The following is a 14,842-nucleotide window of genomic DNA, read 5'->3' as shown; positions in this document are numbered from 1 at the left end:
GGCCTTTCCTCCTATTTCAGCGCTTTCGCGATGGTATCGACATTATGCCTATACATCCCCAGATAAGTTCCTTCCTCTGTCCCTTCCTCTCCCATTGCGTCAGAGAACAGCTCTCCTCCGATAGAAACGGTATGGCCTTTTTCCTTTGCTCCTTCTATGACCGCGTTGATGGATCTTTCCGAGATGCTCGATTCAACGAAAACTGCCTTTATATTACGCGTGACCAGTGTATCGACAAGGGCCTGAACATCGCCGAGTCCGTATTCGGCATCAGTGCTCAATCCCTGAAGGCCCATCACTTCCATATCGTATGCTCTTCCGAAATAGCCAAAAGCATCATGGGCTGTAACCAGCACACGCTGTTCTTCCGGAATCCCTGCCATTTCCTTTTCCGCAAATCGTTTTAATTCATCCATTTCTGCAAAATAGGCATCTGCATTTTCCCGGTAGTATTGTTCATTATCAGGATCTGCCTTAATCAGTCCTTCTTCTGCCTTTTTGAGAGCGGTTTTCCATAGATCGATATCGAACCATACGTGGGGATCATAGGCTTTGCTGCCGTCTGCAGCCAAAAGCTTCTCTGGTTCTATAGATTCAGCTATGGCGTATGTGGGTTTCTGTTCATTCATTTTCTCAAAGATATCAAGCATCTTTCCCTCCAGGTGCAGACCGCTGTAAAAAATGATATCCGCTTCCTGAAGCTTCTCCATATCACCCTGTGTTGCTTTATAAAGATGGGGGTCTGTGCCCGGCCCCATCAAACTGTGCACTTCCGCCTTATCCCCCGCTATTATTTTCACAGCATCGGCTATCTGCCCGATCGTTGTGGTGATATAAAGCTTCTTTCCATCCCCTTCACTTTCAGCGGTCTTCCCGGAGCATCCCCCCAGCACAATCAGACTAAAAGCAAAAGCTAACATCATCCATTTTTTCAATCCCGACACCTCTTCCTTCTGTTTTTCTTCATCCTCAGTCCTAAATTGTATGCACCTCTTTTAGCGATGTGCACACTTTTTAAACAGGACTATAAATTTTTAACTAAAACATAAAAGTTTCCTTTGGTAAACATTTTAACCTCAGTGTAAGATATGTCAATCTATTTAATAAAAAAAAATAAACCGGCTGCGCCGGTTTAGGGTTGATATGGCTTTATAGACAGATTGCACTGGGTATACCATCTTTCTTTTGGAATCACATGTGATACAGTAAGGATCAGGGACGGAATTTTCTCGAGAGTAAAAATGATCATGCCGATTTGTTCATCTATGATAGAAAAGGAATCGCCGTGAGAACTTTGCACAAAAGTTTTGCCCAGCTGTATGAGCGAACTGAAGATAGCCTGTTTGATTTCAGGATCCAGCTCGATATTCGGGGAAAATCTTAATATCCATTCCTCATTCCCTATCAAGAACCTGAACATCTTCTCACCTTTTTCTTTGTTTTTCAGCAGGCTGCACTTTATTCAGGATGCAGCCGGCTGTTTTATAATTTATGAGAAAAAGGGCTGAAAATGACAAGCAATCTCTCCTATTCATAATATCCGTTCGATTTGCAGCCCCCTGCTGTATCTTAAATCAATGAGGCGGTCTTCTGTCTGCACAAGTGCGGATAAAGGATCATATGGGTGAATCATCAGGATCCTGCCCTCTGACTGGTCTGTCAGCCTGACCCTAGAACCGGCCAGGCTGTTCATCAGGTTTTGGATAAAAATAAGCATAAAACCAGGTTCAAATGAACCGAAAGCGCCATCCTTCATCTTGCGCATGACCTGGTAAAATGGCAGGGCCTCATGGTAAATGCGGGCAGACGACATGGCATGAAAAACGTCTGCAATGGCTGTAATTTTTGCTAAATGCTCTATTTCCCTTCCTTTCAGGCCCAGCGGATATCCCCTTCCGTCTTCTCTTTCATGATGCTGCAGAACAATAAGGGCTGCTTTCGGGCTTACAGCATCCAAATCCCTGACCATTTCATATCCATAAACAGAATGAAGTTTCATTTCTTCATATTCTGATAGAGTAAGTTTTCCGGGTTTTGATAGAATTTCATCCGGAATCTTAATTTTACCGATATCGTGAAGGATGGATCCAAGAAGCAAATCCTCCATCAGTGCTCCGCCAATGCCAAGCCAGCGTCCGATCATCCCGGCTATCATACTGACACATACGGCATGGCTCGAGGTATATCTGTCTTTTCGGTCGAGCTGATGGAAAACATGGGACACTCCGGGAATATCAGCAAGTGTCCGGATGACAGGCAATATATCTTTTTTGATTGCAGTTATTCCAACACCCTTCCCTAGTCTTGCTCCAGCGAATATATCCTCCACCTGCCCCACCGCATGATCGATCAGCCCGGCAGTATCCTTCCCGCCTCCTCCATCGCTTATGCAGCCTGAAGCAAACGCAGGAGGTCCTGGCCTGTCTCTTTTCAGCTGGAAAAGGAGCCGATCGATTTCTGCTGAAGATAAAGGCTTCTCCCTGCCGGGTTCCTTAAAGGTTTTCACCATCTCACCCTGCCTCCAGAATTATTTTATAGCTTTAATTTTAACAAAAACAGGAAACGCCACCTATCATTTTTTGTCCTTTTTTTCATAAATACAAAAGATTCAAAAAATTTAAGAGATTTTTGTAAAAATTCTGCATTATTCCTTGACTGGAAATTTTCCTTCGTGTATATTATAGACATCATTTAACAGGATAATTTTTGAGTTTTCCAGAACTAGATAATTATTCTGCTAGTGATAATATTTATTTCGACACAATCTGTGTCTTGAAAGGCTTAGGAGGAAAAGTTCACATGCAAAACGGCAAAGTTAAATGGTTCAATAACGAAAAAGGTTTTGGTTTTATTGAAGTTGAAGGCGGAGACGATGTGTTCGTTCACTTCACTGCTATCCAAGGCGACGGCTTCAAGTCTTTGGAAGAAGGCCAGGAAGTTTCTTTTGAAATCGTTGAAGGAAACCGCGGACCTCAAGCAGCTAATGTTGTAAAACTTTAATCAGCACTTATAGATATTGGCCCATTGGAGACCAATTAAAAAAGGCTGGCATTTTGCCAGCCTTTTTTACATAGGTAAATGAAAGCGGCAGCAGACTGTTTCTAAGACAGTCTGCTGCCGCATTTTTTTATTTTTTCCCCGATCGTGCATTGAGTAATGCAAAATCGGTGAGCGAACCTCTTCCCTTTTTCTTCTTTGTGATACTTGTGGAGAAAGCAGCCTTTGCAGTACTGTTCCATAAGCTCTTCTGTTTCTTTATAGATATCCTTTCGTTCCAACTCTGTCCTTCCTTTCCTCTTCAGAAAACAATATTCCAGCTCTTATATAATCTGCATTCTGCTGTTGATCAGCTTTCCTTCCAGCGCCTGGCTGGCCAGCTTATCCGCTTCTTTATTCTCGGACCTCGGTATAGGCTCATATTTCGGCTCAAGGCCAAGTTTTTTTATTTTCTCTTCTATCCGGTCAAGCCATCTGTTCAAACTCTCTTCATAACAGGGCCATTCTCCTTCAAGCTGCTTAAGCACGACCTGTGAATCACCCAGGAAGCGGCATGTCATATGATGAGCTCCCATTTCTTCCAGCAGTGTAACAGCATAATGCATGGCAGCATATTCCGCTTCGTTATTGGTTTCCATTTCGCTGATTCTTTCATTTGCCCGGATGCGGAACTTCTTTTTTCCCTGCTTATAATAAATAACTGCTCCCAGTCCTGCCTGATAGGTATCTTTATTGAATCCGCCGTCAAAGTACACGGTTATGTCATGAGGCTCGGCTTCCACTTCGGCCAGCAGCTTCCTCATTTCCTTCAGTGACCAGCCGGTACCCATCTCATCGAAAAACTCAAGATCCAGGGCCTTTCCTCCCTTTTCTAGATCTCCGCCGAGTTCAAGCGCAGTTTCCCCGTCCATCCAGTCTGAGGTGAACCGGATTCCGTCTGTTCCTTTCAGCCTATAAAGCCACTCTAACTTGTATTTCATAGTATCCGCCTTTCGCTTCAGTATCAAGTATTTGTTTAGCCTATTCCAGTTCGTGCACAAGTATCACAAAATTGCTAAAACTTTCACTTCTCCTGAGATGTGTCTTTCCTTCTATATTCACGCTATAATGGTCAAGGACAATTTAATATATGGCGGTTCGCAACTTCCCGCACTATCAAAACTAGGAGGATCTTATGTTTAACGAATGGTTTGGCCTCATTTTTGCTTTAGTTAATTTTGCTTTTGTCCTATTATTTTACCGCATTTTCGGCAAAACCGGACTTTTTGTCTGGATTGGCCTTTCTACTGTACTTGCCAATCTGCAGGTTATAAAAACAATTGAAATATTCGGTATGACCGCCACACTTGGAAATGCCATGTATGGCACCGCCTTCCTTGTTACGGACATCCTGAACGAAAAGTACGGTAAAGAAGAAGCGAAAAAGGCGGTCTGGCTTGGATTTTTGACACTTCTGTCCATGACAGTGATCATGCAGATGGTGCTGCTTTTCAAACCGCATGAAATTGATATGGCACAAGGTGCATTAAGCACGATTTTCTCGTTTCTTCCGCAAATAGCGCTGGGAAGCCTTGCTGCTTATCTTGCAAGCCAATTCCTGGATGTTTATATTTTTCAGTTCCTGAAAAGGAAATTCCCCAAAGACAATCAGTTTTGGATCAGGAATAACGGAAGTACGATCATCAGCCAGTTTATTGATACACTTGTTTTTACCGGGATTGCTTTTGCAGGGGTCTTTCCCTTCAATGAATGGATCCAGATATTCATTACAACTTACCTGCTGAAGTTCTTTGTTGCCATCCTGGATACGCCTTTTGGCTATCTTGCCAAGAAAATGCATAAAACAAATAAGGCGAATACATCCATCGACCAATAGAATGAAGAGAGTGCCTCGGCACTCTTTTTTTGCATTCACGGTGATAAGAAAGAACCGTTTCTGTGATAAACTTACATATAGTGTTACCCGTTCTCATGCGGGATAAGCAAGTTTCATTCTTTTAAATGGAGGATTTGCGATGATCGAAGTATATATTGACGGTGCAAGCGCCGGCAACCCTGGACCAAGCGGCGCCGGAATTTTCATCAAGGCTGGAGGCACTGTTGAACGCCATAGCATACCGCTCGGTGAAATGAGCAATCATGAGGCAGAATATCACGCTTTTATCCACGCACTGGAGATTTGCCTGCAAAGTGGCTACAGGACCGTTTCTTTTCGGACAGATTCCCAGCTTGTGAATGCAGCAGTCGAGAAGGAATTCGTCAAGAACCCTCTTTACAGCAGTCTTCTGGAAAAAGCTCTGGGCCTCTCCAGGCAGTTCGACCTTTTCTTTATGAAATGGATTCCAAGCAGTGAGAATAAAACAGCGGATGAACTGGCCAGGAAAGCGGTCCGCGACAATGGGAAAGAAGGGACCGCTGAATGACACAGTCCCGATCCTTGGCAGATATCTGCCTTCTTCTGGTAGCACTCGTGTGGGGTGCGACCTTTGTGCTGGTCCAGAATGCCATTTCTTTTCTGGAGCCATTCACTTTCAATGCGGTGCGTTTTTTTATCGCCGGAATGCTCCTTGCCATCTGGCTCTTTATTTTTAAACGGGAACAGCTGGCCCGCCTCAATTGGAAGCTGGTATCCTCAGGCATCTTCATAGGCCTTTGGCTGTTTGCAGGATATGCCTTCCAGACAGCCGGCCTTCTTTATACAACTTCTTCAAAAGCAGGCTTTATTACGGGCTTAAGTGTCGTAATGGTCCCTTTATTGGCCTTTGCTCTGCTGAAAATTAAGCCAGGCGCCAACAGCGTCATCGGAGTGGCTGCTGCTGCGGCCGGCCTCTATCTGCTCGCCATGACAGATGCATCTTCCCTGAACAAAGGGGATATGCTGACATTTGTCTGTGCTGCAGGATTTGCCCTTCATATCATTTTCACCGGCAAATTCAGCAAACACCATCCGGCCCTGCTTTTGACGGTTGTTCAAATATTGACTGTGTCAGGTCTTGCAAGTGTTTCTGCTCTTTTATTCGAGGATTGGCAGTCAGCCCTGAATCCTGATATTCTCCTCGAAGGAAATGTTGTTACGGCTTTGCTGGTGACTTCCATATTTGCTACCGCTCTCGCCTTTTTGGCGCAGACTGCTTTCCAGAAATTCACCACTCCCACAAGAGTGGCGCTTATCTTTGCAATGGAGCCTGTCTTTGCAGCGGCAGCCGGCTATCTCTGGGCAGGGGACCGCCTTACGATTTCGGCCCTTGCTGGATGCGGGCTGATTTTTGCGGGAATGGTCTATGCAGAGCTGCCTTCAAGGAAGGAAAAAAGGGAAGTGGCGCGCGAGCAAAAATCCGCTTAATATAGAAAACAGCAGAAAGCACGGCTGAATGCTGTGTAAAGAGACGATAAGGCCCTGGCACTTGCCAGGGCCTATATTTCTTTTTCAGCTGCACCAATTCAAACTGCAGGATAAAAAAGAGGAGAGGCACGGGCCTCCCCTCTGGCTTATATAGCCAAAAGCTCTTTTTGTTTGATGAAATGGAGCGCTTCTTTGCGGGTAGTGATCCCATTGGCGATCAGCATTTCCAGCAGGGATACATAAAAGCTCCCGTCAAAGGCTTTTTGTGCTTTTAGTGTTATTTCGATAGCGGCATTTGCCAGTTCATCCGATGCATTCGTATATTGCTTGCCAAAGTATACAAATCCTTTTGCGTCTTCACGGAATTGAAAGCCTTTGCTTTCAAGGTGAGTCAAATACTCTTCAACGGTTTTCAATATGCTGCAGCTCCCTGAATCTTGTCATCCTATCTTCTAAATTTTACCTTAAATTTCGACAATTTTCTATCTTTTTTTGAGAGCAGATAGCCTGCCGAACCGGTAAGGATTCCAAGCAGGGCGCCACCAAGCACTTCCTGTGGCTGATGCCCGAGCATTTCTTTAAGCTTTTTCGGTTTTTCTTCACTGAATTCCACTGCTTCATCTTTGTGGACTTTGTCCATCAGCTCTTCCATAGAGTTAACCTTCAAGGTCAGCTCGCCCGTTTGCCTCCTAATTCCCTGCGCATCATACATGACAATAAGGCCGAATACAAGAGACAGAGCAAAATCAATTGTCGGCAGCCCGCGTTTCAGGGCTATAAATGTAGTCAGGGAGGACACGCCTGCTGAATGGGAGCTCGGCATCCCGCCTGTCTGGAAAAACAAACCCGGCTTCCATTCCCTTTTCTTTAAAAAGTGGAGAGGTATTTTCATGCCCTGGGCAATGATGATGCTTAGCAGCGCTACAATGACTCCTTTATTCAATGGCCATCACCTCATTTTATATTGTGAAGATGAGGGGGTTTAAATATTCGTTTGGCAAATACTAAAGCTGCAGGTGCAATAATCAGCAGCTGCATCACTTTTCCGGAGGTGAATGCGCGTGAGTAAAAACGGCCATGCCAACAGGGGGAAAAAAGCCCCTGGCGTCAATCCCCAAGGCTACGGACAGGATGCCGAGTTTGCTGAAGAGCCAAAAAGCAAGCTTGAGAATGCTGCAAAAAAGAAAAATACGAAATAACAGCAAAAGGAGCTGCAGCTGTGGCAGCTCCTCCAATCTTATATCTGCAGAACTCAGGCAAGGCTCTTGCTTTCCTCAAGCTTTTCGAGATGCCTGTACAGCCCCCTTAATTCCAGTTCACTGAACTTTTCCATCGCCTTTTGCTGATTGATTTTATAAACAGCATCATCCAGGACACATTGGACTGGAACATCGCATTTAATCTCTGCCAGCTGCCTGCTTAGATGGAGCATTTCAAGCCCCTCTTCAATTTTAGCTTTTTGCGCTTTTGTGAGCTTGTCCAGATTCTCGATAACGCCATCCACATGTTCGAACTGCTGCAAAAGCTTTAATGCTGTTTTTTCGCCGATTCCTTTTACCCCAGGATAGTTATCGCTTGGATCTCCCATAAAAGCTTTGAGGTCGATCATCTGCCTTGGCGTAATCCCTTTTTCTTCATAAAAGGTATCTGCTGTATGGACAAGATAATTGCCAAACCCTTTTTTAAGCAGGATGACCGAAATATCTTTGTCAAGGAGCTGCAGAATATCCTGGTCGCCCGTCAGGATAGAAACCCTGGCCTCCGGCTGAAGGTTTCTCGCAATCGTGCCGATGCAGTCATCAGCTTCAAACCCGGCCAGCCCGATATTGGGAATATCCATAGCTTCTACAGCTTCTTTGACCAGATCAAACTGAGGAAGCAATTCGATTGGCGCTTCTGAGCGGTTTGCTTTATAGCCGCTGAACATTTCAGTCCTGAAGGTTTTGCTGCCCATATCCCAGCAAACAGCCACATGTGTTGGCTTAAAGGATGATACGGCTGTGAAAAAATGCTTCAGAAATCCCTGAATCGCATTAGTCGGAACCCCTTTTGAATTGATCATAAACTGGCCGGTGACAGCAGTTGCAAAGAACGCCCTGAATAACAGTGCCATGCCATCAACAAGCAGCAGGGAAGGTTTATTTTCATTCATCATGTACAGCCCCTTTTCTCTTCATATTTCACTATTATAACATGGATGAAGACACGGCTTCCCTGTAAAGATTTAGGTTCCTTTAACGGGAAAAAGGCCTTGTAAAGGCCTTTCTGTTTACAGGTCCATCACTCTGCCTGCGGGTCTTTTTTAATGACTTCTATTCCCTTTTCTTTGAGTACATACTGCATGGCAACCCTTGCTTTGACTACATTGTTATTCAGCACCATGGAATATTTCTTTCCATCCTTAAAGGTCACAATGAATTTGTCATCAGTTGCTATTCCTCCTGATAGTTTGGCTGTCTGCTCCGCAGCTGCCACTTCATCCCATGTGTATGTTTTTTCCTTCAGCGAAAAAATAGGATCGATTGTAATGCCCTTCTGGTCTGCATAATGATACCCGTCTGTACTAAGCAGGATGAGCAGCACACCAATAACAGCACTGCCTGCCAATAACCCTTTCAATCCTGCTGTCATTCTCTGCTTGCTGAGCAGTACAGCTGCAGTTATGCATATGGCTGCCAGCAGCAGCAGGCCGGCAATGAAAACGCCATAAGCAGCCCTTAAGGGTTCAAAGAACCATTCGCCTGATGGTGAAAACAGGATCTCCTGCAGTGGTATCAGAATGAAAATCGGCACAAAACATGACGACAAAATCAAGATGATCGCACATGAAACAAAGATTTGGCTCTTTTCCGTTTTTCTCTTTTTTGTAATGGTATAGCCTGTGCTCATGAAAAAAGATCCCCCTATTAAAATTTCAGAACCTTCTCAATTATACAATAGAAGAAAAAGTAAAAAAATCCCTCTTTGAGGGATTTTCTTTTTATTTGCCAGCTGCCTGAGCTACTGGATTCTCCGGATAGGAAATCCAGTCGCTGAAGCTGCCGACATACAGCTTTACATTTTCATAGCCTGCTTCCTTTAAAGCAATGAAATTCGGGGCGGCCGTGACGCCTGAACCGCAATAAACAATGACAGGATCTTCCGGGCTGATGCTGCTGAATCTTTTCCTTTGTTCTTCCGCATTCCTGTATTTTCCGCTAGCGAATCCGTCTGTCCATGGATAATTGACTGCTCCGGGAATATGGCCAGCTTTTTTATCAATAGGCTCCTCTATTCCCAGATAGCGTTTTGCCTCCCGTGAATCTATTAAGGTTTTCTTGCTTTCAGCCTCGGAAACCTTTGTTGCCTCTTCTGTATCAGCCAGTATCTCAGCATTTAGGCTTAAGGCATATTCACTCCTCACAATGTGGGGAATTTCTTTTGTCACAGGCTGTCCTTCCTTCTTCCATTCTTTGAAGCCGCCATTCAGGACATAGACGTTTTCGTGGCCGGCATATTTGAGCAGCCACCATAATCTTGCAGCAAACGCCCCTTCTCCGCCGTCATAAGCAATGACAGTTGAATGATTGGAGACTCCCGCCTGTTCAAGTTTTCCCTTGAAATCATCCATATCCGGGAGGGGGTGCCTTCCGCCATGCTTTGACACTTGTCCGGAAAGGTCCTTTTCCAAATGAAAATAAACAGCGCCCGGGATATGTTCTTCAAGATAGGCCTTTTCCCCTTTTTCCGGCTCCCCCAGACTGAACCGGCAATCACAAAACCTGACGTCTTCGCTGCCGAGCCCTTCTATCACCTCATTCAGTTCTTTCACCCATTTCATTTTCTTTTCCCCCTTCCCTTTTCTCCATCAGTTTCCTGACATTTTCCTTTGGATCCCAGCAATTGAACTGGTAATATGGCAATGTGTCAAAGCCGAGCCGCCTGCACCGGTACACCATTTTTCCCCCGGCCCTTTCTGCCTGGAAATGGATGCAGGTAGCACAAGCATGAAATGATTTCCCCATCATTCCCCCCTAAATATCGAGAAGTTCCCAAAGCCATTGGTTCAGCTTCCCCCTGGTATTTTCCCTTTTGCCAGCCTCCCCCGCCGGAATGTCCAGCTGGTTTGTCTGCCGGTATAAAAGGACTTCCAATTCTGCTCTTTCACTTTCCTTTATCAGTCTGCCACTCGCCTTTGATTCTCCAAGGATATGATAGTATGGCAGTATTTGGGCAAAGTCCTGTCCTTCAGGAGCACAGGCAAAGAGATCGGACCAAGGCACAGCTTTCATTTCTTTTGACAGCATTCCTGCCAGCAGGCCGGATCTTGCAGCGTGGATCAGCTGTTTCTGCCTCCTTGGCGTCAATTCCTTGCCCGAGATTTCTTTTAAGTTCCGAACCATCAGTCCCTGATAATGCTTTGCAAGCTTAAAAGAAGAATATTCTTCACTGATGAAGTTCCGGAGACGGCTGGCAAAATCCTGCCTGTCAATATAGACGATTGGCGAATACGCCCATTCATAAAGGCTCGGATTCGATTTTTCCAGCAGGCTGAAAGCCTTGAACAAATCCCAGCCTGCCGAGTCTGCCGGCGAGGCATGGACAATTGTCTGCTGTTCAGGCTTTAACGCTAAATAGCTGCGTACCTCATTGTATTTGTAAATAAAACGAACATCGTAATCCGATTGTTCGGAAGCCGTTCCCCAGGCGCGGCTTCCTGCTTCACATGCATAATATATGGTGATGTTATGCTTCTTTTCCAGATCCTGAAGCCATTCCTTCACGTGATCACCCTTTACTGCCAGATGTGAACTGGACGAGTGAGCGTTCCAGTTCAATCAATTTATCAAGAGGAATTTCATCACTCAGCGCTGCGGAAATCCCTTCATAGTATTCTGCTGCCTGATCTGCCATTTCGGCAGTCAGCTTTCGGTATTCTTCTTCCAGAATGCGTGCATAATAGTCTTTCAGCCTGCTGCTCTCGGAAGCCAGATAATTGTCAGCCGGTCCATCCAGCACTTTGTGCAGTTCCTCGCCCAGCTGTTTTCTGCCATTCTGTTCAAAGAATGTCTTAGGGCTTTTAAAATAGCTTAAAGCCTTTTTGAACAGTCCGGGCTCCAGGTCCGAAAAAGCAAATGTGAAATCAAGCCCTGGATGGCTGGAGACTTCAAATTCTGTAAAAGTAATGTCTCCGCTGATTTTGCTGATGGAAGATACCAGGGAGGCCTGGGCTTCCTTTGCCAGCTTGCCGGCAAATACCTCAAGTCTCAGCGAGGTCGCCCTCATCTCCTGGGCAAAATCAAATCCGAAAGAGCTGAGGAAGTCTGCCAGGGCATCCTGGAGCGCTTTCTTCATATTCCTTCCATCATCTTTCAGGACAGAAGGATTAAAGGCTTCTTTGATAAAATCGCCAAACCTGAAAAATACCCGCTGCTTAATGTAAAAGATGAGCTCATCCGCTTCCTGCTCAAGTCTTTTCTTCAGCACCAGGGAAGAGCCTTTTTCAAGAATATCCCGGACTCCAGCCTTCTCCCCTGCTATCTTCTCGCGTTTCATCTGCTTTGCCGACTCATCTTCCCGGGAAGAGCGGATAAAACTCCTGAGCTGACCGATGGCTCGTTCCCATTCATTTTCAGCCGAGTTTACGGCAATGGCAGAGAGCTCGCTGGAAATGAACGAATAAAACCGTTCCTCGAACTCTGCCAAATAAGATTTGCCGGCTGCCTCTCCCAGCTTCTCCTGAAGTCCAAGCAGACTTGAGACCGGATTCAGATGCGGCCGGCGAATGCCGTACTGAGTCAGCTGATCTTCCACATAGCGGAGCACAGACTCCATCTCCTCCTCACTTGAGGCGAGATCTACTGCATTGACGGCAAAGAACATTTTGTCGAGTTCAAAAGACTCCTTCACCCTTCCAAGCTGGATGAGGAATTCCCTGTCAGCCCTTGAAAATGCATGATTATAATAGGTGACAAAAAGGATGGCATCTGAATTTTTTATATAATCGAATGCAACACCTGTATGGCGGGCATTGATGGAATCGGCTCCAGGAGTGTCGACAAGGGTGATGCCCTGCCTCGTCAATGGGCAGTCATAAAACACCTCAATCAGCTCCACCAGACAGGATTTCTCTTCATCTGCCACAAAGGCCCCGAATTCTGCCAGACTCACTGTCATCGTATCTCCCAGCTTGGCACGGTAATCCGGATAACCTTTCGAAAAGGCATTCAGGAAAGCCAGATGGGTTTTTTCACTGCTGTTCAGATCCCCTGCTTCACTCAGCTTTCCTATTTTTCGCAGGGCATCTTCAAGATCTGTTGCCTGTTCATTGAAAGCCTTAAGGGAACGATTGACATCTCCGTAAAGGACCTCGGCTGTTTTAAAATGCACCAGGCTTGTGCCATGGGCATGATCATGATCGACAGGCCTGATCTTGTTGATTGCTGCTGTAGTCGGATTTGGCGAAACCGGCAGCAGCCTTTCGCCAATCAGCGCATTTGCGAACGATGACTTGCCGGCACTGAAGGCTCCGAATAATGCAACCGTATAGTCCTTGTCCTTCAGCCGCGCTGCTTTTCTGGCCAATTCGGCAGCCGTCTTGGAAAAGCCGGGAACGCCCTTCAATTTCTCAGCTGTAAATAATAGCTTTTTGATTATGTCATCCGGATCTGCGCTTCGCCCGGCAAATTGAATCTCTTCTTCTTCCATCTCAGCTTTATCGTTCACCTTATCCAAAAAGTCTTCTTCTTCATCCGGCGCAACTTCGGCTGTTTCTGTGTCTGCTGTCAGCTCGATTGCGCTGGCACTGAGCTGATCAGAAGGATAGTCTTCATGGATTACCTGCTCCAGCCTCATTTTTGCAGCCAGCTGTTTTTCTTTCATTTCATTCAGGCTGATCCACGCCTCTGCAAGACCTTTGACTTCCCTGTATTCCGCTTCTGATTTTTCAATTGCTTCGGAAGAATTTTCTGCTGCTTTTTGGATCATGATGTTTTTGATTTGTTCGAAATGATCCTTAGCCGTTTTTTTGACCGCGGAGGCAACATCCTCTGTATAGTTAAGCACATATTCACCTGTCAGCATGGCTCCGCTTTTCACAGTCTGTTCGATCATTTGTGCTGTAAACGGGATGGAGAAACTTTGCACCGCTTCCAGCAGTTCCGGATCCAGCAGCTCTTTTTCTTTTATCGTTCTTGAAAACACTTCCTTTATATGCCAGACCAGCTCCGACCTTACCCGATCATGAAGATCCTGATAAAAGGCATCAAGGCGGCGGGCTGATTCCTCCCCGGTTTTCTGGCGTGAGAAAAACAGGCCGACTTTAAATCCCGGCTGACGGGATTCGAGATACTTTTCTGCAAGCTCCCTTGTCTGGTAAGGCATCAGGTAAGCATTCTTTAAGACCTTTTCCAGCTCCTTTCCAAGGTGTTCCTGGAAAGAATCCCTTTCTGTCTTTCTCTTATTGAGCTTATCCGCCAAAGCAGCAGCGTCCTTTTCTAGAGTCTCTCTCCGCTGTACCGGAAGCCCTTCCAATATTCCGTTCAAACGCTGTTCTTCTGACTCATCGAGCGCCTCCAGGAATCGGATATGCTCATCAGCGAGCCTTTTTATAGCTTCCTCTGCTGCCCGGGGAAGCAATTCCCTGCTTAAAGCCATCTTTTCATGGATGAATTGGCGCAGCTTTCCGAACTCATTATGAGGATGTTCCTCTTGCTTTAGTGAGGTATAGAAAATATGTTCAGGCTGAACCCCCCAGGAAGAAAATGACTCTCTCACACTGGCTTTGAACTCTGCCATGCTTATTTCTTCTTCACGGTGCTTATCAATCTGATTGATGATCAGATAAATCTCTTTTCCTGCAGCAGCAAGCTCTTTTGTAAACAGAAAATTAAGCTCTGACTGGACATGATTATAATCCATCACGTAAAAAATGAGGTCGGAAAGGTGAAGGGCAGATTCTGTTGAAATTCTGTGGGCATCATCTGCCGAATCGATTCCCGGTGTATCCATGACTGCGATATTCTCCGGGAGGATTGTTCCCGGCTTGCTGATTTCGATCGAGTGGATCTGGCCGCCATTCCGGCAATACTGCTTTACACGCTCATAATCATATGGAGCAGGATAGAGGCGGGGATTACCTTCTTTAAAATAGACCTTGGCATAATCCTCCCCCGCTTTAATTTTCACTAAATTGGCGCTGGTAGGGATCGGGCTCGACGGCAAGAGGTCTTCACCGATGATTTTATTGATCATGCTTGATTTTCCGGCTGAGAAATGGCCGCAAAAAGCAATAGTAAACTCATCCCGGCTGATTTTTCTGGCAAGCTGGCCCGCCTTTTCTGCTGTTTGGGCATCTTTCTGTTCTGCTAAATAATCATGAAAGGCAGCGGCTTTGTTGAGCTTCTCTGCTGTCCGCTGTTCAGGCAATGTGAATGACATCCGATACTTCTCCTTGCTTTTATGAATTTACTATCATTTTAAACGATAATTCGCTCTTTTCATATATTTATAACTATGCAGCTG

Annotated in this window: 18 protein-coding genes; 5 read left to right on the top strand and 13 right to left on the bottom strand. The window is 45.6% G+C overall.

Going from position 1 to position 14,842, the window contains the following annotated elements; genetic code table 11:
- Window positions 1-11: 11 nt before the first annotated feature.
- From ABU165_RS03795 to ABU165_RS03785, 3 genes are all read right to left on the bottom strand, one after another.
- Window positions 12-935 carry a metal ABC transporter solute-binding protein, Zn/Mn family gene (locus ABU165_RS03795; protein ID WP_101550133.1) on the bottom strand — a complete coding sequence of 308 codons (924 nt, stop codon included), beginning with the start codon at window positions 933-935 and terminating at the stop codon, window positions 12-14.
- Between the two features lie 197 nt (window positions 936-1,132).
- Window positions 1,133-1,420 carry a hypothetical protein gene (locus ABU165_RS03790; protein ID WP_009791745.1) on the bottom strand — a complete coding sequence of 96 codons (288 nt, stop codon included), beginning with the start codon at window positions 1,418-1,420 and terminating at the stop codon, window positions 1,133-1,135.
- A gap of 111 nt (window positions 1,421-1,531) precedes the next feature.
- Window positions 1,532-2,509 (bottom strand): HD-GYP domain-containing protein, encoded by a 978-nt coding sequence (locus tag ABU165_RS03785; RefSeq protein ID WP_009791747.1) that lies wholly within the window; start codon window positions 2,507-2,509, stop codon window positions 1,532-1,534.
- Between the two features lie 290 nt (window positions 2,510-2,799).
- On the opposite strand from ABU165_RS03785, the gene cspD reads away from it, so the two are divergent.
- Window positions 2,800-3,000, top strand: a complete 201-nt coding sequence (cspD, locus tag ABU165_RS03780; RefSeq protein WP_009791749.1) for a cold-shock protein CspD — start codon at window positions 2,800-2,802, stop codon at window positions 2,998-3,000.
- Window positions 3,001-3,101: 101 nt separating this feature from the next.
- On the opposite strand, the gene ABU165_RS03775 is transcribed toward cspD, so the two are convergent.
- Window positions 3,102-3,278 (bottom strand): zinc-finger domain-containing protein, encoded by a 177-nt coding sequence (locus ABU165_RS03775; protein WP_009791750.1) that lies wholly within the window; start codon window positions 3,276-3,278, stop codon window positions 3,102-3,104.
- A gap of 42 nt (window positions 3,279-3,320) precedes the next feature.
- Entirely contained in the window at window positions 3,321-3,977 is a 657-nt protein-coding gene (locus tag ABU165_RS03770) for a ribonuclease H family protein (RefSeq protein WP_022544110.1), read from the bottom strand.
- Between the two features lie 194 nt (window positions 3,978-4,171).
- Between ABU165_RS03770 and ABU165_RS03765 the strand changes: the two genes are divergently transcribed.
- From ABU165_RS03765 to ABU165_RS03755, 3 genes are all read left to right on the top strand, one after another.
- Window positions 4,172-4,873 (top strand): queuosine precursor transporter, encoded by a 702-nt coding sequence (locus ABU165_RS03765; RefSeq protein WP_101550135.1) that lies wholly within the window; start codon window positions 4,172-4,174, stop codon window positions 4,871-4,873.
- A gap of 139 nt (window positions 4,874-5,012) precedes the next feature.
- Complete coding sequence (locus tag ABU165_RS03760; protein WP_094767189.1) at window positions 5,013-5,420, top strand: reverse transcriptase-like protein; 408 nt, start codon at window positions 5,013-5,015, stop codon at window positions 5,418-5,420.
- Window positions 5,417-6,340, top strand: coding sequence for a DMT family transporter (locus tag ABU165_RS03755; protein WP_311224697.1), 924 nt, complete (start codon window positions 5,417-5,419; stop codon window positions 6,338-6,340). Before ABU165_RS03760 ends, ABU165_RS03755 begins: the two co-directional genes overlap by 4 nt.
- 146 nt (window positions 6,341-6,486) lie before the next feature.
- Here ABU165_RS03755 and ABU165_RS03750 read toward each other — a convergent pair whose 3' ends face one another.
- The gene (locus ABU165_RS03750; protein ID WP_101550137.1) at window positions 6,487-6,756 is read right to left on the bottom strand and encodes a DUF6123 family protein; all 270 of its coding nucleotides are present in this window, start codon (window positions 6,754-6,756) and stop codon (window positions 6,487-6,489) included.
- Window positions 6,757-6,785: 29 nt separating this feature from the next.
- Complete coding sequence (locus ABU165_RS03745) at window positions 6,786-7,283, bottom strand: divergent PAP2 family protein (protein ID WP_009791200.1); 498 nt, start codon at window positions 7,281-7,283, stop codon at window positions 6,786-6,788.
- Between the two features lie 118 nt (window positions 7,284-7,401).
- On the opposite strand from ABU165_RS03745, the gene sspL reads away from it, so the two are divergent.
- Complete coding sequence (sspL, locus tag ABU165_RS03740; protein ID WP_022544111.1) at window positions 7,402-7,539, top strand: small, acid-soluble spore protein L; 138 nt, start codon at window positions 7,402-7,404, stop codon at window positions 7,537-7,539.
- 53 nt (window positions 7,540-7,592) lie between these two features.
- On the opposite strand, the gene ABU165_RS03735 is transcribed toward sspL, so the two are convergent.
- The 6 genes from ABU165_RS03735 to ABU165_RS03710 all read right to left on the bottom strand — a co-directional run bounded on the left by ABU165_RS03735 (window position 7,593) and on the right by ABU165_RS03710 (window position 14,758).
- The gene (locus tag ABU165_RS03735) at window positions 7,593-8,492 is read right to left on the bottom strand and encodes a 5'-3' exonuclease (protein ID WP_035401106.1); all 900 of its coding nucleotides are present in this window, start codon (window positions 8,490-8,492) and stop codon (window positions 7,593-7,595) included.
- A 128-nt stretch (window positions 8,493-8,620) separates the two neighbouring features.
- The gene (locus ABU165_RS03730; RefSeq protein WP_009791203.1) at window positions 8,621-9,229 is read right to left on the bottom strand and encodes a hypothetical protein; all 609 of its coding nucleotides are present in this window, start codon (window positions 9,227-9,229) and stop codon (window positions 8,621-8,623) included.
- 91 nt (window positions 9,230-9,320) lie between these two features.
- Window positions 9,321-10,160, bottom strand: a complete 840-nt coding sequence (locus ABU165_RS03725; protein WP_318059489.1) for a sulfurtransferase — start codon at window positions 10,158-10,160, stop codon at window positions 9,321-9,323.
- Complete coding sequence (locus tag ABU165_RS03720; protein WP_318059490.1) at window positions 10,135-10,347, bottom strand: hypothetical protein; 213 nt, start codon at window positions 10,345-10,347, stop codon at window positions 10,135-10,137. The genes ABU165_RS03725 and ABU165_RS03720 overlap by 26 nt, the downstream gene beginning before the upstream one ends.
- A gap of 6 nt (window positions 10,348-10,353) precedes the next feature.
- A complete protein-coding gene (locus ABU165_RS03715) occupies window positions 10,354-11,103 on the bottom strand; it encodes a nucleotidyltransferase domain-containing protein (RefSeq protein ID WP_318059491.1) in 750 nt (249 codons plus the stop codon).
- A 4-nt stretch (window positions 11,104-11,107) separates the two neighbouring features.
- On the bottom strand, window positions 11,108-14,758 hold the full coding sequence (locus ABU165_RS03710; protein WP_318059492.1) for a dynamin family protein: 3,651 nt from the start codon (window positions 14,756-14,758) through the stop codon (window positions 11,108-11,110).
- Between the last annotated feature and the right edge of the window lie 84 nt (window positions 14,759-14,842).

Source organism: Cytobacillus sp. T106, from assembly GCF_040492155.1.
GTDB classification, from domain to species: domain Bacteria; phylum Bacillota; class Bacilli; order Bacillales; family Cytobacillaceae; genus Bacillus_AB; species Bacillus_AB infantis.
The sequence above is the reverse complement of the archived record's forward strand: the minus strand, read 5'-3'. Positions and strand labels throughout refer to the sequence as shown.

Coding starts and splice junctions, on each gene's coding strand:
- ABU165_RS03725 (WP_318059489.1), bottom strand. CDS start 10,160: ATGAAATGGGTGAAAGAACTGAATGAGGTGATAGAAGGGCTCGGCAGC.
- ABU165_RS03755 (WP_311224697.1), top strand. CDS start 5,417: ATGACACAGTCCCGATCCTTGGCAGATATCTGCCTTCTTCTGGTAGCA.
- ABU165_RS03735 (WP_035401106.1), bottom strand. CDS start 8,492: ATGAATGAAAATAAACCTTCCCTGCTGCTTGTTGATGGCATGGCACTG.
- ABU165_RS03730 (WP_009791203.1), bottom strand. CDS start 9,229: ATGAGCACAGGCTATACCATTACAAAAAAGAGAAAAACGGAAAAGAGC.
- ABU165_RS03785 (WP_009791747.1), bottom strand. CDS start 2,509: ATGGTGAAAACCTTTAAGGAACCCGGCAGGGAGAAGCCTTTATCTTCA.
- ABU165_RS03720 (WP_318059490.1), bottom strand. CDS start 10,347: ATGATGGGGAAATCATTTCATGCTTGTGCTACCTGCATCCATTTCCAG.
- ABU165_RS03710 (WP_318059492.1), bottom strand. CDS start 14,758: ATGTCATTCACATTGCCTGAACAGCGGACAGCAGAGAAGCTCAACAAA.
- ABU165_RS03770 (WP_022544110.1), bottom strand. CDS start 3,977: ATGAAATACAAGTTAGAGTGGCTTTATAGGCTGAAAGGAACAGACGGA.
- ABU165_RS03760 (WP_094767189.1), top strand. CDS start 5,013: ATGATCGAAGTATATATTGACGGTGCAAGCGCCGGCAACCCTGGACCA.
- ABU165_RS03790 (WP_009791745.1), bottom strand. CDS start 1,420: ATGTTCAGGTTCTTGATAGGGAATGAGGAATGGATATTAAGATTTTCC.
- ABU165_RS03765 (WP_101550135.1), top strand. CDS start 4,172: ATGTTTAACGAATGGTTTGGCCTCATTTTTGCTTTAGTTAATTTTGCT.
- cspD (WP_009791749.1), top strand. CDS start 2,800: ATGCAAAACGGCAAAGTTAAATGGTTCAATAACGAAAAAGGTTTTGGT.